Origin of the sequence: Streptantibioticus rubrisoli, from assembly GCF_024436055.1 — a bacterium.
Lineage (GTDB): Bacteria > Actinomycetota > Actinomycetes > Streptomycetales > Streptomycetaceae > Streptantibioticus_A > Streptantibioticus_A rubrisoli.
This window is the reverse complement of sequence record NZ_JANFNH010000006.1, coordinates 135,658-155,050: the sequence shown is the minus strand read 5'-3', so window position 1 is coordinate 155,050 and position 19,393 is coordinate 135,658. Positions and strand designations below refer to the sequence as shown.

The 19,393-nt window shown below is 70.7% G+C and carries 20 protein-coding genes; 13 read left to right on the top strand and 7 right to left on the bottom strand.

The window, feature by feature from the left end:
- The first annotated feature begins 44 nt into the window (after positions 1-44).
- From NON19_RS10000 to NON19_RS09990, 3 genes are read left to right on the top strand one after another with little or no spacing between them, the layout of a single operon-like run.
- Positions 45-494, top strand: a complete 450-nt coding sequence (locus NON19_RS10000; RefSeq protein WP_255926528.1) for a DoxX family protein — start codon at positions 45-47, stop codon at positions 492-494.
- A 28-nt stretch (positions 495-522) separates the two neighbouring features.
- On the top strand, positions 523-951 hold the full coding sequence (locus tag NON19_RS09995; RefSeq protein WP_255926432.1) for a Zn-ribbon domain-containing OB-fold protein: 429 nt from the start codon (positions 523-525) through the stop codon (positions 949-951).
- A gap of 4 nt (positions 952-955) precedes the next feature.
- Entirely contained in the window at positions 956-1,519 is a 564-nt protein-coding gene (locus NON19_RS09990) for a GNAT family N-acetyltransferase (RefSeq protein ID WP_255926430.1), read from the top strand.
- Positions 1,520-1,529: 10 nt separating this feature from the next.
- Here NON19_RS09990 and NON19_RS09985 read toward each other — a convergent pair whose 3' ends face one another.
- The gene (locus NON19_RS09985) at positions 1,530-2,711 is read right to left on the bottom strand and encodes a thiolase C-terminal domain-containing protein (RefSeq protein WP_255926428.1); all 1,182 of its coding nucleotides are present in this window, start codon (positions 2,709-2,711) and stop codon (positions 1,530-1,532) included.
- Positions 2,712-2,852: 141 nt separating this feature from the next.
- Between NON19_RS09985 and NON19_RS09980 the strand changes: the two genes are divergently transcribed.
- Positions 2,853-4,091: an acyl-CoA dehydrogenase family protein gene (locus NON19_RS09980; protein ID WP_255926426.1), complete on the top strand. Its 1,239-nt coding sequence runs from the start codon at positions 2,853-2,855 to the stop codon at positions 4,089-4,091.
- The gene (locus NON19_RS09975; protein ID WP_255926424.1) at positions 4,088-4,570 is read left to right on the top strand and encodes a nitroreductase/quinone reductase family protein; all 483 of its coding nucleotides are present in this window, start codon (positions 4,088-4,090) and stop codon (positions 4,568-4,570) included. Before NON19_RS09980 ends, NON19_RS09975 begins: the two co-directional genes overlap by 4 nt.
- 177 nt (positions 4,571-4,747) lie before the next feature.
- On the opposite strand, the gene NON19_RS09970 is transcribed toward NON19_RS09975, so the two are convergent.
- Positions 4,748-5,395, bottom strand: a complete 648-nt coding sequence (locus NON19_RS09970; RefSeq protein ID WP_255926422.1) for a TetR family transcriptional regulator — start codon at positions 5,393-5,395, stop codon at positions 4,748-4,750.
- A 4-nt stretch (positions 5,396-5,399) separates the two neighbouring features.
- Positions 5,400-6,197, bottom strand: a complete 798-nt coding sequence (locus NON19_RS09965) for an SDR family oxidoreductase (protein WP_255926526.1) — start codon at positions 6,195-6,197, stop codon at positions 5,400-5,402.
- Between the two features lie 72 nt (positions 6,198-6,269).
- Between NON19_RS09965 and NON19_RS09960 the strand changes: the two genes are divergently transcribed.
- From NON19_RS09960 to kbpA, 5 genes are all read left to right on the top strand, one after another.
- Positions 6,270-7,070: an enoyl-CoA hydratase family protein gene (locus tag NON19_RS09960; protein ID WP_255926420.1), complete on the top strand. Its 801-nt coding sequence runs from the start codon at positions 6,270-6,272 to the stop codon at positions 7,068-7,070.
- Positions 7,067-7,957: a CoA transferase subunit A gene (locus NON19_RS09955; RefSeq protein WP_255926418.1), complete on the top strand. Its 891-nt coding sequence runs from the start codon at positions 7,067-7,069 to the stop codon at positions 7,955-7,957. Before NON19_RS09960 ends, NON19_RS09955 begins: the two co-directional genes overlap by 4 nt.
- On the top strand, positions 7,954-8,745 hold the full coding sequence (locus NON19_RS09950; protein WP_255926416.1) for a CoA-transferase subunit beta: 792 nt from the start codon (positions 7,954-7,956) through the stop codon (positions 8,743-8,745). Before NON19_RS09955 ends, NON19_RS09950 begins: the two co-directional genes overlap by 4 nt.
- A gap of 2 nt (positions 8,746-8,747) precedes the next feature.
- Positions 8,748-9,815: an NAD(P)H-dependent flavin oxidoreductase gene (locus NON19_RS09945; protein ID WP_372514064.1), complete on the top strand. Its 1,068-nt coding sequence runs from the start codon at positions 8,748-8,750 to the stop codon at positions 9,813-9,815.
- Between the two features lie 104 nt (positions 9,816-9,919).
- Positions 9,920-10,711 (top strand): AfsK-binding protein KbpA, encoded by a 792-nt coding sequence (gene kbpA / locus NON19_RS09940; protein ID WP_255926413.1) that lies wholly within the window; start codon positions 9,920-9,922, stop codon positions 10,709-10,711.
- A gap of 62 nt (positions 10,712-10,773) precedes the next feature.
- Here kbpA and NON19_RS09935 read toward each other — a convergent pair whose 3' ends face one another.
- Positions 10,774-11,925 (bottom strand): acetyl-CoA C-acetyltransferase, encoded by a 1,152-nt coding sequence (locus tag NON19_RS09935; RefSeq protein WP_255926411.1) that lies wholly within the window; start codon positions 11,923-11,925, stop codon positions 10,774-10,776.
- 92 nt (positions 11,926-12,017) lie between these two features.
- On the opposite strand from NON19_RS09935, the gene NON19_RS09930 reads away from it, so the two are divergent.
- The 3 genes from NON19_RS09930 (at position 12,018) to afsK (ending at position 16,903) form a co-directional block, all read left to right on the top strand.
- Positions 12,018-13,223 carry an acyl-CoA dehydrogenase family protein gene (locus NON19_RS09930; protein WP_255926409.1) on the top strand — a complete coding sequence of 402 codons (1,206 nt, stop codon included), beginning with the start codon at positions 12,018-12,020 and terminating at the stop codon, positions 13,221-13,223.
- Positions 13,220-14,239, top strand: coding sequence for an acyl-CoA dehydrogenase family protein (locus tag NON19_RS33365; RefSeq protein ID WP_255926407.1), 1,020 nt, complete (start codon positions 13,220-13,222; stop codon positions 14,237-14,239). Before NON19_RS09930 ends, NON19_RS33365 begins: the two co-directional genes overlap by 4 nt.
- A 225-nt stretch (positions 14,240-14,464) precedes the next feature.
- Positions 14,465-16,903 (top strand): serine/threonine-protein kinase, encoded by a 2,439-nt coding sequence (gene afsK, locus NON19_RS09920; RefSeq protein WP_255926405.1) that lies wholly within the window; start codon positions 14,465-14,467, stop codon positions 16,901-16,903.
- Positions 16,904-16,939: 36 nt separating this feature from the next.
- Here afsK and NON19_RS09915 read toward each other — a convergent pair whose 3' ends face one another.
- From NON19_RS09915 to NON19_RS09905, 3 genes are read right to left on the bottom strand one after another with little or no spacing between them, the layout of a single operon-like run.
- Positions 16,940-17,701 (bottom strand): enoyl-CoA hydratase/isomerase family protein, encoded by a 762-nt coding sequence (locus NON19_RS09915; RefSeq protein ID WP_372514056.1) that lies wholly within the window; start codon positions 17,699-17,701, stop codon positions 16,940-16,942.
- Positions 17,698-18,162 carry a Zn-ribbon domain-containing OB-fold protein gene (locus NON19_RS09910; protein WP_255926403.1) on the bottom strand — a complete coding sequence of 155 codons (465 nt, stop codon included), beginning with the start codon at positions 18,160-18,162 and terminating at the stop codon, positions 17,698-17,700. The genes NON19_RS09915 and NON19_RS09910 overlap by 4 nt, the downstream gene beginning before the upstream one ends.
- Before the next feature lie 6 nt (positions 18,163-18,168).
- Positions 18,169-19,317, bottom strand: coding sequence for a lipid-transfer protein (locus NON19_RS09905; RefSeq protein WP_255926401.1), 1,149 nt, complete (start codon positions 19,315-19,317; stop codon positions 18,169-18,171).
- Positions 19,318-19,393 lie beyond the last annotated feature (76 nt).

Below are 19,393 nucleotides of genomic sequence, written 5' to 3'. Positions count from 1 at the left end.
ATGTGCCAACTGCCGGGGGAATCTGCTGAGGAAGGAGTTCCATGGTGCACACGCTCTGGCTGACGGGTGGCGACTGGTTCGCCGTGCTGCGCATAGGTCTGGGCCTGTGGTGGCTGGAGAGTTGGCGGCACAAGGACAAGAAGGCATGGTTCGAGCGCGGTTCGGGCATCGCCTGGGCGGCCGACATCGCCGAAAGGCACCGTTGGTCCTTGGTGCGCAACGGCTTCAGTGCGGTCGTGGCCCCTCGGCCCAAGACGATCGCCTATGTGGTGGCGTATGCCGAACTCGCCCTCGGACTGGGCCTGACGTTCGGGCTGCTGACACCGATAGCCCTGGTGGGCGGCTTGCTGCTCAACCTCATCTACTTCGTGCTGATGATCCACGACTGGGCCGAGCAGGGGCAGAACTCGATGATGGCGCTGATATCGCTGGTGGGGCTGTTCGCCATGTGCTGGCAGCACTGGTCGCTCGACGCGGCGTTCGGACTCTTCTGACGGTGGGGCGCGAACGGAGGGAACAGCCATGCCAGAGGGGCGCTTCGACCTGCCGGAGATCGACGCCTTCACCCGCCGCTACTGGGACGCGGCAGCCGAAGGCCGGTTGCTGATCCGACGGTGCCGGGGCTGCGGTGTCGCGCATCACTACCCGCGTGAGTTCTGCCCGCACTGCTGGAGCGATGCCGTGGACTGGGAGGAGGCCAGCGGTCGGGCCACCCTCTACACCTGGTCGGTCGTCCACCGCAACGATCTGCCGCCCTTCGCGGACCGTGTGCCGTACACGGCAGCGGTGGTAACCCTCGCCGAAGGGCCGCGCATGATGACGGAGATAGTCGACTGCGCGGCGTCCGACCTGCGGGTCGGCATGGAACTGCGGGTGGCCTTCCGGGCGGGTGCGGACGGCGGGGCGCGCTTAATTCCCGTGTTCCGCGTGGCCGGTACAGGTGTTGAATGAGTGCATGCTGCGACCTGTCGAACTCCAGGCCTATGGACTGACGCTGCGCCCCTGGGAGGAGGACGATGTGAAAGCCGCGCTACGTGGCCTGTCGGATCCGGACTTCAACCGCTGGAACACGCCCGCAGCGCCGATAGAGGACGAGCAGGGTGCCCTGAGGTTCATACGGAGCCGCCGGGAGGGTTGGGCGCGCGGTGACACGGTGTCGTTCGCCGTCTGTGAGGACGGTGATGTCCGCGGTCATGTCGGCGTGCAGTTGTCCGACGCGAGGATGCGTAGCGGGCGGGTCGGCTACTGGGTGATCCGGGAGGACCGGGGACGGCGCATAGCGTCGCGGGCGCTTGAGGCGCTCACCCGTTGGGCGTTTCGTGATCTGAGGCTGTACCGGCTCGAGTTGGGGCACGACACCGACAATGAGGCGTCCTGCGCGGTCGCCCGCCGGTGTGCGTACGCCTACGAGGGGCTGTTGCGTGGCGCGCGGATCGACCTGGGCGGCATACCTCGCGACCTGCATCTGCATGCCCGGCTCGCCGTCGATCCGGCGCCCGAGGTGCCGACCGCGCCTTGAGCGCGCGGTCTCAGTCGCGCCCCAGGACGACGGTGCCCGAGGAGCAGAACCAGCCGCCCGTCCCGCTTGCCACGGCCAGTTGTGGCAACCGCCCACGCCTGCGTACCTGATGGCCGCCCGCCTCACCCCGCAACTGCCGTACGGCCTCGACGAGGAGGAACAGCCCACGCATACCGGGGTGGCAGGCGGACAGTCCGCCGCCATCGGTGTTGACCGGCAGTTCGCCGTCGGTCAGCAGTCGCCCATCGGCGGCGAACGCGCCGCCCTCTCCCTTACCGCAGAAGCCCAGGTCCTCCAGCGTCACCAGCGTCATGTACGTGAACGCGTCATAGATCTGTGCCACGTCGATGTCGGACGGCCGGATTCCGGCCCGCGCGAAGGCAAGCCGTCCGGAGACCGCAGCGGGTGACACGGTGAAGTCATCCCACTCCGACATCGTGCTGTGCGATACGCACTCACCGGTACCCAGGATCCACACCGGAGGCTTGACGGTGTCCGGTACGTACTGCTCGGCGGCCAGCAGAACCGCGCAGCCGCCGTCGGAGCGGATGCAGCAGTGCAGTTTGGTGAACGGGTCGGCGATCACCGGGCCGGAGAGCACCTCGTCGACGGTGATCGGCGTCCGGTACATCGCGTCGGGGTTGCGGCTGGCGTTCGCGCGGGCCTGGACGGCTACCTCGGCGAGCTGCTCCAGCGTCGTGCCGTACTCGTGCATATGGCGTCGGGCGGCCATCGCGTACTTGGCGATCAACGTATGCCCGTACGGCACCTCGAACTGCAGGGGGCCGCGGGCGCCGAAGGAGAGGTTGGCGGTACGGCGTCCGGCCTTGAGGTCGGCGCGCGCGGTGGACCCGTAGACCAGCAGTACGGCGTTGGCGTGCCCGGCGGCGATGGCGTCGGCGGCGTGCGCCGCCATCACTTCCCAGGTCGAGCCGCCAACGGCGGTGGAATCGACCCAGGTGGGGCGCAGACCCAGGTATTCGGCCACTTCCACGGGCGCCAGGGTGCCCAGTCCCGCCGACCCAAAGCCGTCGACCACCGACCGGTCCAGCCCGCAGTCCGCCAGGGCGCGTCGGGCGGCCTGTGCGTGCAGGGCGTATGGGGTCAGCTCATCGACCCGACCGCAGTCGGCCAGGGCCACCCCGATGACGGCGACCTTGCGACCGTCGCGGGATATCACGGGCGTCGGCATAAATCTGACGGTACCTCAGTTTGGCGGCGGCCGTGCGATCTCGTCGTGGCGTACCCCTGTGCTCGGGATGCCCGGCTCCCTAATATGACGAGACGTCAGGTAATGGGAGTGTTGCGGTGGCCCGCCTGGAAGGATCCGCCGATGGATGCCGAGTTCACCGAGGAACAGCACGAGATCCGGCGCACCCTGCGCGACCTGCTACGCGAGCGGTGCGGACCCGACCAGGTCAGGGCCGCGTGCCGCACTCCCGCTGGATACGACACGGAACTGTGGCGGCTACTGGCACAGCGGCTCGGGCTGCCTGGCCTGGCCCTCCCGCAGCGGTACGGCGGCGTCGGCTGCGGCGCCACCGAGCTGGTGCTGGCGTGTGAGGAGACAGGCCGGGTGCTGCTGCCAGCTCCGCTGCTGGCCAGTTGTGTGCTCGTGGCACCGCTCATCGCGGAGTTGGGCAGCGAGGAGCAGCGGGCCGCATACCTACCGCGCATCGCCGCGGGCGAGCTGACGGCCGCGCTGGCCGTTCCCGGGCCGCTGGGCGCTGTTCTCGGGCTGACCGGACCCAATGACGGCCCTTGGGCCGGGGGTGGGCGAGCGGGCGGCGTACAGGCCCGTCAGGCCGCCGACGGCTGGTGGCTGTACGGGCAGGCGGACCAGGTGCTGGACGGGCACAGTGCCGGGCTGCTGCTGGTCGCCGCGCACACCGGTGGCTACGTGCGCGGTCGAACCCGCCTGTTCATGGTGGAGGCGACGGCGCCCGGGCTGACCCGCACCCGGCTCACCACGCTGGACGGGACCCGTCCACAGGCGCGGGTGGAACTGCGTGACGTGGCCGCCGTGCCCCTGGGCGGGGCGGTCGGGCCGAGAGCGGACGAACTGTCGGCGGCACTAGTGCGCACCGGTGGGCTCGCCGCGGCCGTACTGGCCGCGCAGGCGGTGGGGGCCGCGGACTTCGCGCTGTCCAGCACGGTGGCGTATCTGCGGGTGAGGCGGCAGTTCGGACGGCCCGTCGGATCGTTCCAGGCGGTCAAGCACCGTCTCGCCGACGGTTATGTGCGGGTGGAGGCGGCGCGCTCGGCCGCGTACTACGCCGCCTGGGCGGCGGGCCGGGAGAGCGCGCCCAATGGTGGCGGCAGGGAGGACGACATCGGCGTCGTCGGCCCGCTGGCCCTCGCGCAGGCGCTGGAGACGCTGACTCACGTGGCCGGGGAGTCGATCCAGCTCCACGGTGGGGTCGGCTTCACCTGGGAGCACCACGCGCATCTGTACTTCAAGCGGGCTGCCGCCGACGAGTTGGTTTTCGGCCCCGTGCACCGGCTCAGGGCGCATGCCGCACGGCGGGCCGGGGTGCTCGGTGCCGGTGTGGCCGAGGGGGCGGTCGCATGACGGCGGCAAGCGCCGTGCGGCGGATCGTCCAGGAGGTCTCGTCCACCAGGGCGTTCGCCAAGGTCGCGCCGTATGTCCTTCCGGCGCTGGACCGGCTCGTCCACCGCTCGACCGGCGGCAGGGTGATGCTGGGCGCCCGGATGCTGCCCAGTGTGGTCCTGACGTCCACGGGTGCGCGCAGCGGCCAGCCACGGCAGACCCCGTTGGCCTGCATGCCCGCCGAGGACGGGACCTTCGTGCTGGTGGGCAGCAACTTCGGGCGGCCGGGCCACCCCGCCTGGACGGGCAACCTGATCAGGAACCCGAGTGCTCGCATCAACTGGAAGGGGCGCGACATCCCGGTCACGGCCGCGTTGCTCGAAGGTGCCGAGCGCGCGCGGGTGTGGGACGCCGTGGTGCGCTTCTGGCCGCCGTACGCGAAGTACGCGGAGCGGGTGGAACGGGAGATCCGGCTGTTCCGGCTCACGCCGCGCAATTGACCGGGCGCCATCCGAAGCGGCGCCAGAACGGGCGGTGGGAGCCCCACACGCCGACGCGGGCGCCGGACCGGCTACCTCCCCCGAGGGCCGGCCGACGCCCGCGTCAATGGCTGGCAGGACGTGGCAGGACGAACTGGCGACACGGCGCTGGGCCGCCGCCGAATGGTGCTTGCGCTGTTACTTGGTCGGCTTCTTACCGGTCACACCCAGGTGCACCAGGAGCGCCAGGTTGGGCTTGAGCTCAGCCTGCTTGACGCCCCAGGACTGGAAGCCCTTCTGGTGCGCCGCCACTGCGGCGAGCATGGCCACCAGAGAACCGGCGATCGCCGCCGGGCTGACCGTCTTGTCGACCCGGCCCTTGCTCTGAAGCTCCTTGATGGAGTCGGTGAGGGAGTTGGTGACGGCGTTGAGGATCTTCATGCGGATCTTGTAGAACCGTTTGTCCCCTTCTGCCGCGCCAAGGTCGACGACGCGCAGAATGGCGTCGTTCTTACGCCAGAAGGAAAGGAACCCGTCCACCAGGTCCTCCGCGGCGGCCCAGGCGGGCTTGCCCGTCCAGGTGCGCCCTGCGACGAGATCGGTGAGGGTCGCTCCTTCCTTGGCCATCTCCTCGGCGAGTTCGAGGACCGCGCCCTCGACATCGGGGAAGTACTGGTAAAACGTTGCGGGGGAGGTACCCGCCATCCGGGCGACGTCGATGACCTTGACGTCCCGGTACGGCGAGCTGCTGAGCATCTCGCTGAGGCATTCGAGCAGCTTCTGCCGCGTCGCCTGCCCGCGGCGCCCTGCAACTCGGCCGTCGACGGTGCGAACTTGTCCTGTCATGCCGTCAGTTTACCTTCGGGTGATCAGTGCGCGATTCGGCTGCGTGCAAATGGGGAGGGCGCTCCCCTCCACCATGAACATGCAGGTCAGCGCCGGTTATATAGCGCGCGCCGGGTGATGCCAGAAACAGCACCGGATCCGCGATCTCCTCGGGGCGGGCCAGTCGGCCCATGGGAATGGCGGCGCCCAGTGTTCGCCTGGCGGCCTCGTCCCCGTAGTGGGCGCGAGCCGCCTGCGCTGCGCCGCCGGTCTCGTCGTCGGTCAGTACCAGGCCCACGACCAGGCAGTTCACCCGGACCTTCGGCGCCCACTCGGCGGCCAGGGAACGGGTGAGCGAGGACAGTCCTGCCTTGGCGGCCCCGTAGGCCGCGGTGCCGGGGGAGGGACGGACCCCGCTGACGCTGCCGATGTTGACGATGGATCCGCCACCGGGCTGCTCGCGCATGATCAGGTACGCCGCCTGTGCGCAGTACAGCGGGGCGAGCAGGTTCAGCTCGATGATCGCGCGGGAGAAACGCGGGGAGGCCGTGGCGGCCTCCGCGTAGGGGGAGCCGCCCGCGTTGTTGACCAGCAGGTCGAGCCGTCCGTACGCGGTGTGTACCCGGTCGAACAGCGCGCTGACGGCGTGCGGGTCGCGTACGTCGGCTGGGTGGAAGGTGATGCCGTCCGGCAGCGTCCGCGGCCTCCCACGGGCGCATACGGCGACCTCGGCGCCCGCTGCGCGGAGCCGCTCCGCGATCGCCCGGCCGATGCCGCGGGTGCCGCCCGTAACGAGTGCGACTTGCCCTTCCAGGTCATCCATCACGTCGGCTATCGTGCCAGAGGAACTGACGCAGCGTCAGATTAGGTTCAACTCGGCGCGAAGGGAGGTCTGATGGCGGTACGGGTGGCGCACCAGGCGACGGGCATCGCGGAGGTGGTGATCGATGCCCCGCCGGTCAACGCGCTTGACGTGGCAGGGTGGTTTGAGCTCGCCCGCGCACTTAACGCGCAGGGATCGGAACCCGGCACAAGGGCGCTGGTTCTGCGCGCCGAAGGCCGGGGCTTCTGTGCGGGCGTCGACATCAAGGAAATGCGGCGTCCACCACGCGCGGGTGCGGGGGCCTACGGCGCGCTGCTCGGCGCCAACTCGGGTTGCGCCGCGGCCTTTTCCGCGGTGTACGACTGTCCGGTACCGGTGATCGCCGCGGTGCACGGCTTCTGCCTGGGTGGCGGAGTGGGGCTGGTGGGCAACGCGGACATCGTGATCGCCTCGGACGACGCCTACCTGGGGCTGCCCGAAGTCGACCGCGGAGCGCTGGGCGCGGCCACGCACCTGGCCCGCCTGGTGCCGCAGCAGCGGATGCGGCACATGGTCTATACGGCCCAGTACGCCACCGCCGCCGAACTCCATGGCTACGGTTCGGTGCTCGCGGTCGTCGACCGCGACCGGCTGCGCGAGACGGCGCTGGACGTCGCCGCCCGCATCGCCGCCAAGGACGTGGTCGTCATCCGCGCTGCCAAGCAGTCCCTGAACGGCATCGACCCCGTCGACGTCAAACGCTCCTACCGCTATGAACAGGGCTTCACCTTCGAGCTGAACCTGACCGGCGTCAGCGACCGGCTGCGCGAGGGCTTCGGCCGGGGCGATGGAGCTGGCGACCCGGGCGGCCCGGCGCAAGGGGAGGGCACATGACGGACAAGCGGATGACCGCCGACGAGGCCGTCTCGCGCATCGAGAGCGGAATGACGGTGGGCATCGGGGGCTGGGGATCGCGCCGCAAGCCCATGGCACTGGTGCGCGCCCTGCTGCGCTCTCCCGTCAAGGACCTGACCGTCGTTTCCTACGGTGGTCCGGACGTGGGGCTGCTGTGCGCCACGGGCAAGATCCGCGAGGTCGTCTACGGCTTCGTGTCGCTGGACTCCATCCCCCTGGAACCGCACTTCAGGACGGCCCGGGAGACGGGCGCGGTGCGGGCCCTGGAACTGGACGAGGGCATGTTCCTCGCCGGGCTGCGGGCGGCGGCGCTACGGCTGCCGTTCATGCCGGTGCGCGGCGGGATCGGCTCGGACGTGCCGCGCAACGCGCCCGCCCTGCGCACCGTCGCCGATCCGTACGGCAGTGGTGACGAGGTGATGGCCGCGCCGCCGTTGGAGCTGGACGTCGCCTTGGTGCACGCCAATCTCGCCGATCCGCGCGGCAACGCGGCGCTGACCGGGCCCGACCCATACTTCGACGACCTGTTCTGCCTCGCGGCCAAGACGGCCTATGTCTCGGCCGAGCGCGTTGTCCCTACCGCCGAGCTGCGGCGGCAGGCGGGTTGCCTGCACGCGCTGGTCATCCACCGGTACCTGACGACAGGTGTGATCGAGGCACCACGCGGGGCGCACTTCACCGAGTGCCCGCCGCAGTACGGGCGCGACGAAGCGTTCCAGCAGGCGTACGCGCGGGCCGCGGCCGACCCGCAGGAGTGGGCCGCCTTCGCCGACCGCTTCCTCGGTCACCCTGACGAGCCGTCGTATCAACAGGCTGTGGACGAGTTCTACGCCGCGCGAGGAGTCCGTGCCGGAGGCGTGCGATGACTAGCACCGCGACCCGTGCCGAGGTCTGCGTCACCGCTTGCGCGCAGGCCTGGCGCGGTGACGGCGAGATCCTCGCCAGCCCCATGGGCACGGTACCCACCCTCGGCGCCCGCCTCGCCCGCGCCACGTTCGCGCCGGATCTGGTGCTCACCGACGGCCTCGCCCTGATCGTCGACGGTGACATCCCCCTGGGCACACCAGCTGAGGACCTCACCGTCGAGGGCTGGCTGCCGTACCGCGCGGTGCTCGACCTGCTGGCCAACGGGCGCCGCCACGTGATGATGGGCCCGGCGCAGATCGACGTGTATGGCAACGCGAACATCTCCTGTGTCGGCGACTGGGCACGCCCCAAGCGCCAGCTCCTCGGGGCCCGCGGTGCCCCCGGGAACACCGTCAACCACGCCACCAGCTACTGGGTACCGCGGCACAGCCGCCGTGTCCTCACCGCCCACGTCGACGTCGTGTGCGGCGTCGGAAACGACCGTGCCGCCGCGCTGCCCGGTCCCGCGGCCCGCTTCCACGACCTGCGGCGGGTCATCACCAATTTGTGCGTGCTGGACTTCGAAACCAGCGACGGACGGATGAGGCTGGTCTCGGTGCACCCCGGTGTGACGGTCGCGGAAGTTGTCGAGGCGACAGGTTTTGATCTTGCCGCCCCCAAAGGATCGGGACAGGTGCTGCCGGGCGTTGACGTACCCGTGACCGCGGGCCCTACCCCGGAGGAACTGCGCCTGATCCGTGAGGTCCTCGACCCGCGCTCGCTACGCGACCGCGAGGTTCCGGGATGACGCTGCGCACCCGGCTGACCGCCCTGGTGGGCATCGACCACCCGATCGTGCAGACCGGGATGGGGTACGTGGCCTATCCGCAGTTGGTCGCCGCCACCGCCCGCGCGGGCGCCCTGGGCGTGCTCGCCTCGGCGACCATGGCCTACGAGGAGCTGGCGGCCGCGATCGCCGAGGTCAAGGCGGCGGCACCGAACCGCCCCTTCGGCGTCAACCTGCGGGCCGACGCCCCCGATGCCGCCGAGCGGATCGACCTCATGGGCCGTGAGGGCGTACGGGTCGCCTCGTTCGCGCAGGCGCCCAGCCGCGACCTGATCAAGCGGGCGCACGGTCACGAGATGATCGTGATGCCGTCGATCGGTGCCAGACGGCACGCCGAGAAGGTGGCGGAGTGGGGAGTGGACGCGGTCGTCGCCCAAGGCGGCGAGGGCGGCGGGCACACCGGTCCGGTGCCGACCACACTGCTGCTGCCGCAGGTGGTGGACGCCCTCGCGGGCTCGTCCGTCGCCATCGTCGCGGCGGGCGGGTTCTTCGACGGCCGGGGCTTGGCCGCGGCGCTGGCCTACGGCGCCGACGGCATCGCGATGGGCACCCGCTTCCTGCTCACCTCGGACGCCCCGGTGCCACGTCCGGTCCAGCGGCGCTATCTGTCCGCGGACGTCACCGGGACCACGGTGACCCGTGAGGTGGACGGTGTGCCGCACCGCGTGCTGGCCACCGATTTCGTGGCCTCGCTGGAGCGCGGTGGGCCGCTGCTCCGCTATCCGCGCGCCGTGCGCAACGCGTTGCGTTTCGCGCGGATGTCCGGAACGCCGTTGCGCGCGATGCTGCGCGAGGGGCGGGCGATGCGCGAGGAGCGCGGGTTGAACTGGCCGCAGGTGCTGATGGCGGCCAACACCCCGGTACTGCTGCGCGCGGCGATGGTGGACGGCCGCGCCGACGTGGGTGTCATGGCCTCAGGGCAGGTGGCGGGGGTCATCGAGGACCTGCCGTCCTGCGCGGAGTTGGTCCGGCGGGTGGCCGCCGAGGCTGAGACGCGGCTGACCGCCGTCCACAGCCTCGCGATGCGCTGATCCGATGATCGGATCAGAGTTATCCACAGGGCGGGCGGAAGCCGTGCTGCCGGGCTAGCGTGGCCAAGGAGACGACATCCCATCGCACGGGAGGACTCAGGGCGATGTCTGCGTTCGCGGAAGGTGCCCCTTGCTGGGTGGATGCGATGCTCCCGGATGTGGCGGCGGGCAAGCGCTTCTACGGGGAGCTGCTGGGCTGGACGTTCGAAGACGGCGGCACGCCGGGCAGCTCCTACAGCCTGGCGCTGCACGGCGGACGGCACGTCGCGGCGCTCCTTCCCAAGCGGGACGGACGCATGCCGACCACATGGACGGTGTACTTCGCGTCGGATGACGCGGTCAGGATCGCCGAGACGATACGCGAGGCAGGCGGTCAGATCGTGACGGGCCCGGGTCAGGTGGGCGATTTCGGCACGATGGTGATCGCCGCCGATCCCAGCGGTGCCGTCTTCGGCGTATGGCAGGGCGGCACACATCAGGGCTTCGGCAAACGGGACGAGGTGGGGGCGTTCGGCTGGACGGAGCTGTACACGCGGGAGAAGGACGCCGTCGACCCCTTCTACCGAAGGGTGTTCGGCTATGAGACCGAGCAGATAGGCGAGGCGGGCGGCGATTTCGACTACGAGGTGTGGACGCTCGAACGCGGCTCCGAGATCCAGTACATCGGAGGGCGCCTGCAGATGGGGCCGGACTTCCCGGCCGGGCTGCCCGCACACTTCCGGGTCTACTTCGTGGTCGGTGACTGCGACGAGGCGGTGGCCACCGTGCGCGAACTCGGCGGCAGGGTCAGCACGGAGCCGCAGGACAGCCCGCACGGCCGCTGGTCCTCGGTCATAGACGACCAGGGTGCGCACTTCACGGTCATCGACACCGCGACGAAAGTGGGGGAGGGATAGGCGTCTGCCGGAACAACCAGCGTGCTAAAGAGGTCGGTTGGGCGTCGTGACCGCCGTGGGGTCTACAGCCGCTCGATGATGGTGACGTTGGCCTGGCCGCCGCCCTCGCACATGGTCTGCAGGCCGAACCGGCCACCCACACGCTCCAGTTGGTGCAGCAACGTGGTCATCAACTTCGCGCCGGTGGCGCCCAGCGGATGACCGAGGGCGATGGCGCCACCACACGGGTTCACCTTGGCGGGATCGGCGCCGGTCTCCTTCAGCCAGGCCAGCACCACTGATGCGAAGGCCTCGTTGATCTCAATGGCGTCGAAGTCGTCGATGCTCATGCCCGTCCTGGTCAGCGCGTGCGCGGTCGCCGGGATCGGCGCGGTCAGCATGGCGATCGGGTCGTCGCCGCGCACCGACAGGTGGTGGATGCGGGCGCGCGGGGTGAGCCCGTGGTCCCGTACCGCCCGCTCCGAGGCGAGCAGCAGCGCCGACGCGCCGTCGGAGATCTGCGACGCGAGGGCGGCGGTGAGCCGTCCGCCCGGTGCGAGCGGTTGCAGGGACGCCATCTTCTCCAACGAGGTGTCCCGGCGCGGCCCTTCGTCAACCGCCAGTTCGGGTAGCGGCGCGGTCTCCTTCTCGAACCAGCCGCTGTCGATCGCGTGCACCGCCCTGTGGTGGCTGGTGAGCGCGAGGCGCTCCATCTCCTCGCGGGAGATGTCCCACCGGTGCGCGATCATCTCCGCGCCGTGGAACTGGCTGACGGGCTGGTCCCCGTACCGCTCGCGCCAGCCGGTGGAGCCCGAGAAGGGGTCGGCGAAGCCGTACTCCGCGCCGACCCGGAACGCGGCGGCGATCGGAATCCGCGACATGTTCTGAACGCCGCCCGCGACCACCAGGTCACTGGTGCCGGACAGTACCGCCTGTGCCGCGAAGTGCACCGCCTGCTGCGAGGAGCCGCACTGCCGGTCGATCGTCACGCCCGGCACGTGTTCCGGCAGCCCGGCGGCGAGCCAGCAGGTGCGGGCGATATCACCCGCCTGCCCGCCGACCGTGTCCAGGCAGCCGAAGACCACGTCCTCGACGGCCGCCGGATCGATCCCGCAGCGCTGGACCAGCGCGCGCAGCACATGCGCGCCCAGGTCGGCCGGGTGCACCGACGACAGTGCGCCGTTCTTGCGTCCCACCGGGGTGCGCACCGCTTCGACGATGAAGGCCTCTGCCATGGCAACCCCTCCAGAAAGGATGCTGATGCCGACCGCGGGATGGTGAGGAAGCACTCTTAAAACTGACGATCCGTCAGGTTATGCTAGCGCAAGTGACGGACCTTATCTTCAGCGTGACCGAAGAGGCCTTCCGGCGGGAGATACGGGACTGGCTGGCGCGGCATGTGCCGAGCGAACCGCTGCCGTCCATGGACACCCCGGACGGCTTCGAGGCGCACCGGCGGTGGGAGCGCCATCTGTACGACGCCCGCTGGGCGGTGGTCAGCTGGCCCGCGGAGTACGGCGGGCGGGGTGCGTCACTGGTCGAGTGGCTGATCTTCGAGGAGGAGTACTGGCGCTCGGGCGCGCCCGGCCGGGTCAGCCAGAACGGCATCTTCCTGTTCGCCCCCGCCGTCTTCGCCTACGGCACCGAGGAACAAAAGCGCCGCGTCCTGCCGCCGATGGCCGCCGGGGAGGAGATATGGGTGCAGGGCTGGTCGGAGCCGGAGGCCGGATCGGACCTGGCGGCGCTGCGCTCGCGCGCGGTGCGCGACGGGCGGCGCGGCGGCTGGCGACTGACCGGCCAGAAGACCTGGAGCTCCCGGGGAACTTACGGGCACCGGATGTTCGGCCTGTTCAGGACCGACGCCCGGGCCGAACGCCACCACGGCCTGACCTACCTCATGGTCGACCTCGCCGCCGACGGCGTCACTGTGCGCCCCATCCGGCAACTCGGCGGCGAACCGGGATTCGCCGAGGTCTTCCTGGACGACGTCTTCGTACCGGACGCGGACGTGCTCGGCGAGCCCGGCGAGGGATGGCGCGTCGCGATGTCGACCACCGGCGACGAGCGCGGCCTCAGCCTGCGCGGCCCCGGCCGGTTCCTGGCCGCGGCCGACCGGTTGGTGGAGCTTTACCGCCGGGTGAGCGCTGGTGAGGAAGCGGGCACGGACACCCCGAACGCGTTCCGCGACGCCGTGGTGGACGCCTGGATGCGCGCCGAGTCCTACCGTCTCTACACCTTCCGTACCGTCACCCGACTCGGCGACGGACAGCGCGTCGGCGCGCAGTCCAGCCTCAACAAGGTCTTCTGGTCCGAACTCGATCTCAACCTGCACGCCACCGCGCAACGACTCCTCGGCCCATGGGCGGAGACCGGCGGCCCCTGGCTCGACGGCTACCTCTTCTCGCTCGCGGGACCCATCTACGCGGGCACCAACGAAATCCAGCGCAATGTCATCGCCGAACGACTGCTGGGCCTGCCAAAGGAACCAAAAGGGTCGAACGGCGAGAAAGGTGAGAAAGGGGAAGGCCGGTGAGGCTCGCGCCGACGGCCGACGAGGAACTGTTCGCCCGCACGGTCCGGGCGGTGCTGGAGCGCCGCTGCGCCCCGCGGGAGGTGCGTGCGGGGTTCGCCCGCGGACGGTGGGCGGAGCTGGCCGAGATTGGCGTCACCGGCCTGCTGGTGCCCGAGGAACACGGAGGGCTCGGCCTCGGCGCGGGCGCGCTGGTCGCGGTGGCGGAGGAGGCGGGCCGGGCGTGCGCGCCGGAGCCGGTGGTGGAGGCCGCGGTCGCGGCCACGTTGCTCGCGCGGGTGGACGCGGACGGCCGCGCCCGCGAGTGGCTGCGCGCCCTCGCCGTGGGCGCCGCCGTCCCCGCGGTGCGGCTGGCCGGGCCTGGCACGGCACCGGTCGCGCACGCCGCGCACGCGAACTTCGTGCTGGTCGCCGACGGCGACACGCTGTACGGGCGGTCGGCCGCCGAGGCGTACATACATCCAGCGCCAGGGGTGGATCCTGGGCGGGGACTCGCCTATGTCGATATGTCGATGAGCCCGGACGGGTTGCTGGCAGTGCGGCAGGAGCAGGCCGTCACCCGTGCCGCGCGGCTCGGCGCGATCGGTGCCGCCGCAGATCTGCTGGGGGCCGCCCGCGCGATGCTCGACCTGACCGTGCGCCACGCCCGCCAGCGCCACCAGTTCGGGCGGCCCATCGGCTCGTACCAGGCGGTCAAACACCAGTTGGCAGACGTCCTGAGCGCGGTGGAGTTCGCCCACCCCGTCGTCCTTCGTGCCGCCTACTCCCACGAACACGGTCGGCCGTCCGCCGGGCGGGACGCGGCCATGGCCAAGGTCTTCGCCTCGGACGCCGCCGACCTGGCGGCCCGCTCCTGCCTGCAGGTGCACGGTGCCATCGGCTACACCCAGGAGTGCGACCTGGTGCTGTGGCTGCGGCGGGTGTGGGCCCTGTCCGCCGCCTGGGGTGACGCCGCTCACCATCGCGCCGCCATCGCGGCGGACCTGCTGGGTCCCGCACCAGCGCCGCCGTGTCCGTAGGTGGCGTAGGCAACCCGTGGCCGAAAACCGGCGTCTGTATCACAACGTGGGCGGACCAGTAGACGCAGAATCGTTCCGGCGTACCGTACGGCACGCTCGGAATCGCCCCGGGTTCGCACCCGGGGCACATCCCAGGAAGAATCAGCACCCGTACCCCGGGGCGATTGACGGTGAGACGCTGCCCGGGGCTGCAACAATTCGGGGGTACGGGGAGGTGGCAGGCCAGTGGTGGAACAGCTGACGCAGCACGACCCGAGGCGAATCGGTCCATTCGAGGTCCTCGGGCGGCTCGGCGCCGGCGGCATGGGTTTGGTCTATCTCGCCCGCTCGGCGTCCGGTCGACGCGTGGCGATCAAAACCGTGCGCGCCGAGCTGGCGGAGGACCAGCTGTTCCGGGTCCGGTTCACCCGCGAGGTGGAGGCGGCGCGCGCGGTGAGCGGCTTCTACACCGCCGCCGTGGTCGACGCCGATCCACGTGCCGCCGTGCCGTGGCTCGCCACGGCCTACGTTCCGGCGCCCTCGCTCGAGGAGATAGTCAACGAGTGCGGGCCGCTTCCGGCCCAGGCGGTGCGCTGGCTGGCCGCCGGGGTGGCGGAGGCGCTGCAGTCCATCCACGGCGCCGGTCTTGTGCACCGGGATCTCAAACCCTCCAACGTCCTCGTGGTCGAGGACGGACCGCGGGTGATCGACTTCGGTATCGCCAGCGGTGTGTCGAACACCCGGCTGACCATGACCAACGTCGCCGTGGGCACGCCTGCTTACATGTCGCCTGAACAGGCGCGCGACTCGCGGAGCGTCACCGGCGCCAGCGACATCTTCTCGCTCGGCTCGACGCTGGTCTTCGCCGCGACCGGACATGCGCCCTTTCACGGGTCGAATCCGGTTGAAACGGTCTTCATGCTGCTCCGTGAGGGCCCGGACACGACGGGCCTGCCGGACGAGTTGCGTCCGCTCATCGAGTCGTGCATGCACATGGAGCAGGAACTGCGGCCAACCCCCGCCGACCTCCAGGCGCAACTGGCGCCTCATCTGTTCTCCTCCGCGGACGACGGCGGTTCGGTCTCCGCGTGGCTGCCGGAGCGCGCGGTCGCGTTCATAGAGCAGCGCAGCGGCCGCAGGCAACGCGCCGCCGCGGCCGCCGCGGCCAACGTCGCCGCCGCCAACGCCGCCGCCCACGACGGGCCGCCCCCGGTGGCGGCGCCGCTGCCTGAACAGGCGCCGCCCTCGGGGCGCCACGCAGGCGGCGAGGACGGTCGCGAGCACGGCGCGGACGGCCATCCGGCGCGGCCCGCGGGACCGGTACAGCTCGCGGGCTCGGTGCCGATCGGGCCCGGCCCGCTGGTGGCCGACGCCAAGGACCCGCGCGGCACCCAGGGCGCGCCCCCGGCCCCCGGCCTGGACTGGACGGCACGCGGCCGCGGACCGGTCCCGGCCAGCCCGCCTCCCGCCGTGGAGCCGTCGACCCACCAGTCCGTCCCCGCACAGCCGCCCGCTCCTCCGGTCCGGCAGCCGGTGCAGCACGGCGTCGACGGCCATGATGAACGGGACACGCGCTGGCGCCCTTGGCGCTTCCGCATGTCGAACGACGTATGGGGTACGCCCGTTGTGGCGGGCGACCGCCTGTACGTGACATCGTTTGAGGTGCATGTACTCGATGTGGCCACCGGACAGCGGCAGTTCAAGACCCGTGACGTCGCCTGGACGATGGTTGTCGCCGACGGCCGGATCTATGCGTCGGACGGTCCGAGCCTGTACGCGCTGGACGCCGCGAACGGCGGCGAGTTGTGGCGCCTGGCCGTCGACGGATGGGTGTACGCGCTCCAGGCCGCCGGTGGCACGGTCGTCACCGGTGTCCGCGGCGGAGGCGTACAGGCGTGGGACGCGGCGAGCGGTGAACTGCTGTGGGAACGGACCGGCGCCCAGGCCGACTTCGAGTCACCGCAGTCCGGCCCCGCCCTGGTGGACGGCTTGGTCTACTACCGCGGCGGCGGACTGCTGCACGCGCTCGACGCCCGTTCAGGTGCTGAGCGCTGGGTGTATCCGCTGGGTGACGCAGAGGCGGCCGTGAGCGGCGCCTCCGGCATGCCGGTGCGCCCGACCGTGGGCGGTGGGGCCGTGTACGCCACTGTGGGCGGCCGGGTCCTGGCGCTGGACGCCGCCGACGGTGGCGAGCGGTGGCGCTTCGACGCCCCAGCGGTGGTCTTCGCACCGCCCACGCACGCTCCCGGCGGGGTGTACGTGGCCGACTACCTGGGCACGGTGTACGCGCTCGACGCCCGTTCCGGCGTGGAGCGCTGGCGTGTCGCCACGGAGGCCCGGCAGTCCGTCGAACCTGTTCTGGTTTCGGGTGGCCTCGTCCACCTCGGCAGCGGTGGCGCGCTCTACACACTGGACGCGGTGTCCGGGGCGCCCAGGTGGCGGTTCGCCACCCAGGGTGAGATCGTCGGATCCCCCACGGCGGCGGACGGCCGCCTCCACTTCGGCTCCGTGGACCACTGCCTCTACACCGTGGACGCGACGAGCGGCCAGTTGCGCTGGAAGCTGGAGACGGGCGGCGAGATCACCGGGTCCCCGGTGGTGCGGGACGGGGTGGTGTACGCGTGTAGCAAGGACCGGTGCGTTTACGCCCTGGACGCGGTCAAGGGGACGGGCTCGCGCCGGTAGGGCGCGCGGTGGGCGGCCTTCGGGCAGCCCACCGCATCAGCGCACACGGTGATCACCGCTGCGGTCGCGGAAGAGAGCGGCCTGCTGTTCAGGCGGAAGGTTTCCCAGCTTGATCAGTTGTGGTGCTCCGGCCAGCGCGAGGGAACGTGTGGCGGCCCGCGCCGACCACACGGCGCGCACCGTGCCCTGCACCGCCTCCGTCGGATACGACGCGATGACGCGGGCCGCCTCCATCGCGGCGTCCAACAGTCCCGCACTCGGGACGAGTTCGGAGACGAGCCCGATCTCGTAGGCGCGGCGCGCGCCGATGCGTTCCGCGGTGCCCATCAGGGACATCCGCATGACCTCCCCGTATGGCATGCGCTGTGCCATGCCGATCGACTCGAAGGCGCTGACCATGCCATAGGTGGTGTGCGGGTCGAAGAAGCTCGCGTGGTCGGCCGCGATGGCGAACTCGCACTCCGCGAGCAGATAGAACGCACCCCCGCAGGCCATACCGTTGACCGCGGCGATCACCGGTTTCCACAGGTCGGCGGACTTGGGACCGATGTCGATCAGCGGATCGTCGATCGTGTACGGCGACGGCGGTTGCGGAACCACCCATGAGCGGTCCAGACCGGTGCAGAAGGCCTTGTCTCCGGCGCCGGTCAGGATGACCACGCGCACGTCCGTGGACATCCGGAACTCCCCCCAAGCGGCACGTAGTTGGTCGCGCATCGCACGGTCGATCGCGTTGTGCCGGTCCGGCCGGTCGAGGGTCACCACCGCGATCCCACCCCGGTGATCGACGGTGATCACGGGCGTTCCAGCATCCAGCGCGGGACGGTGGTGTCCTCCGCCATCGTGTGGAAGCAGACGCGCACGGCCGCGCCGATGCGCAGCCGTGCCGGATCGAGGGAATTCAGCGGAGCGTCGGGCGCGGTGACCACGTTGCCGACGAGTCGGATCCGGGGGTCCTCCACGAGCTCCACGACGACCGCGTTGTACGGCGCCTGCGCCGCGTAGCCGGGCAGCAGCGGCGGATGGGGCACGACGTAGGACCAGATGCGGCCGCGGCCGGACATCGACCGCCAGTCGCTGGCGAAGGACCGGCAGTGCGGGCAACACGGCCGCGGCGGGAAACGCAATCGTCCGCACGCGGCGCAGGCCTGGACGCGCAGCTCGCCGCGCGCCGCGAACTCCCAGAAGGGGGCGCCGTCCTGGTCGTGGACCGGCAGCAGCAGGCCGTTGTCAGTGGTGGCCTTCATGATGGGGGACATGAACGCTCAACTCCTCAGCAACAGGGCGGAGGTCGGCACGCCCTCGCCCGCCGTGACCAGACATGTCGCCGCGTTCGGCACCTGCGCGGTGGAGGTACCGCGCAACTGCCTGACGCCTTCGTTGATCAGGTTGAAGCCGTGTACGTACGCCTCGGACAGGCCGCCGCCCGAGGTGTTCAGCGGCAGACGACCTCCTATCTCCAGAGCGCCACCGGTGGTGAACGCGCCACCCTCACCGCGTCCGCAGAAGCCATAGCCCTCCAGGGAGAGCGGGATGAGCGAGGTGAACGCGTCATAGATCTGCGCGACGTCGATGTCCTCGGGGGTGAAGTCGGCGGTCTTCCACAGCTGTCTGGCCGCTGTCCACGCGGGGCCGGTCAGCGGGTCGTCGGTCCAGTAGTTGACCATGCCGTGATGCTGGGCGGGCAGCGCCTGGGCGACGGAGTGCACATAGACCGGTGGGTGACGGCAGTCGCGAGCGCGGTCAGCGCTGACCACGACGCAGGCCAAAGCGCCGTCGGTCTCCAGGCAGTTGTCGTAGAGGCAGAGTGGTTCGCTGATCCACCGGGCGGTCATGTACATCTCGCGGGTCAGCGGGCGCTCGTACATCATCGCGGCCGGGTTCTGGTTGGCCCGGTTGCGGCAGGCGAGAGCGACATTGAAGAGGTGGTCCCTGGTGACTCCGTACTCATGCATATAGCGACGGGTGAGCATGCCGATCTCGTCCGCCGGACGCAGCAGCCCGAACGGCCGCGTCCACTGGGCGGGGGTGGGCAGTTGGACCTGGACGTCGGTCCACGGGCGCTTGCCTGAGCCCCGCTTACGCGACCGCCAGGCGACGCCGACGGTGGCCTGGCCGGTGGCGATGGCGGCGGCGAGGTGCACCACGGTGGCGCATGAACCACCGCCTCCGTAGCCGACCTTGGAGAAGAAGGTCACATCTCCCGCGCCGATGGCCTTGGCGATCTCGACCTCGTCGGTCTCCTCCATGGTGTACGAGGCGAACGCGTCCACCTCAGAGGGGTCGATTCCGGCGTCGTCCAGCGCCGCCAGGACCGCCCGGCAGGCGAGTGTCTTCTCGGGGTCGTCGAGCCGTTTGGCGAACGCGGTCTGGCCTATCCCGACGATCGCGGTCGCGTCCTTGAGCGATGCCATCGGAGCGCCTCCTAAGTGTCCCGAGTACGCGAAGGACCGGGTCTGGCCGGGCACCAGGCTACCCACTAATCTGACG

Bases quoted from the DNA above. Each gene is read 5' to 3' on its own strand.
- NON19_RS09975 (WP_255926424.1), top strand. From the start codon at position 4,088: ATGACGGCGGCAAGCGCCGTGCGGCGGATCGTCCAGGAGGTCTCGTCC.
- NON19_RS09965 (WP_255926526.1), bottom strand. From the start codon at position 6,197: ATGGATGACCTGGAAGGGCAAGTCGCACTCGTTACGGGCGGCACCCGC.
- kbpA (WP_255926413.1), top strand. From the start codon at position 9,920: ATGTCTGCGTTCGCGGAAGGTGCCCCTTGCTGGGTGGATGCGATGCTC.
- NON19_RS09995 (WP_255926432.1), top strand. From the start codon at position 523: ATGCCAGAGGGGCGCTTCGACCTGCCGGAGATCGACGCCTTCACCCGC.
- NON19_RS09990 (WP_255926430.1), top strand. From the start codon at position 956: ATGCTGCGACCTGTCGAACTCCAGGCCTATGGACTGACGCTGCGCCCC.
- NON19_RS09910 (WP_255926403.1), bottom strand. From the start codon at position 18,162: ATGTCCCCCATCATGAAGGCCACCACTGACAACGGCCTGCTGCTGCCG.
- NON19_RS09985 (WP_255926428.1), bottom strand. From the start codon at position 2,711: ATGCCGACGCCCGTGATATCCCGCGACGGTCGCAAGGTCGCCGTCATC.
- NON19_RS09955 (WP_255926418.1), top strand. From the start codon at position 7,067: ATGACGGACAAGCGGATGACCGCCGACGAGGCCGTCTCGCGCATCGAG.
- NON19_RS09980 (WP_255926426.1), top strand. From the start codon at position 2,853: ATGGATGCCGAGTTCACCGAGGAACAGCACGAGATCCGGCGCACCCTG.
- NON19_RS09970 (WP_255926422.1), bottom strand. From the start codon at position 5,395: ATGACAGGACAAGTTCGCACCGTCGACGGCCGAGTTGCAGGGCGCCGC.
- NON19_RS09950 (WP_255926416.1), top strand. From the start codon at position 7,954: ATGACTAGCACCGCGACCCGTGCCGAGGTCTGCGTCACCGCTTGCGCG.
- NON19_RS09905 (WP_255926401.1), bottom strand. From the start codon at position 19,317: ATGGCATCGCTCAAGGACGCGACCGCGATCGTCGGGATAGGCCAGACC.
- NON19_RS09935 (WP_255926411.1), bottom strand. From the start codon at position 11,925: ATGGCAGAGGCCTTCATCGTCGAAGCGGTGCGCACCCCGGTGGGACGC.
- NON19_RS09960 (WP_255926420.1), top strand. From the start codon at position 6,270: ATGGCGGTACGGGTGGCGCACCAGGCGACGGGCATCGCGGAGGTGGTG.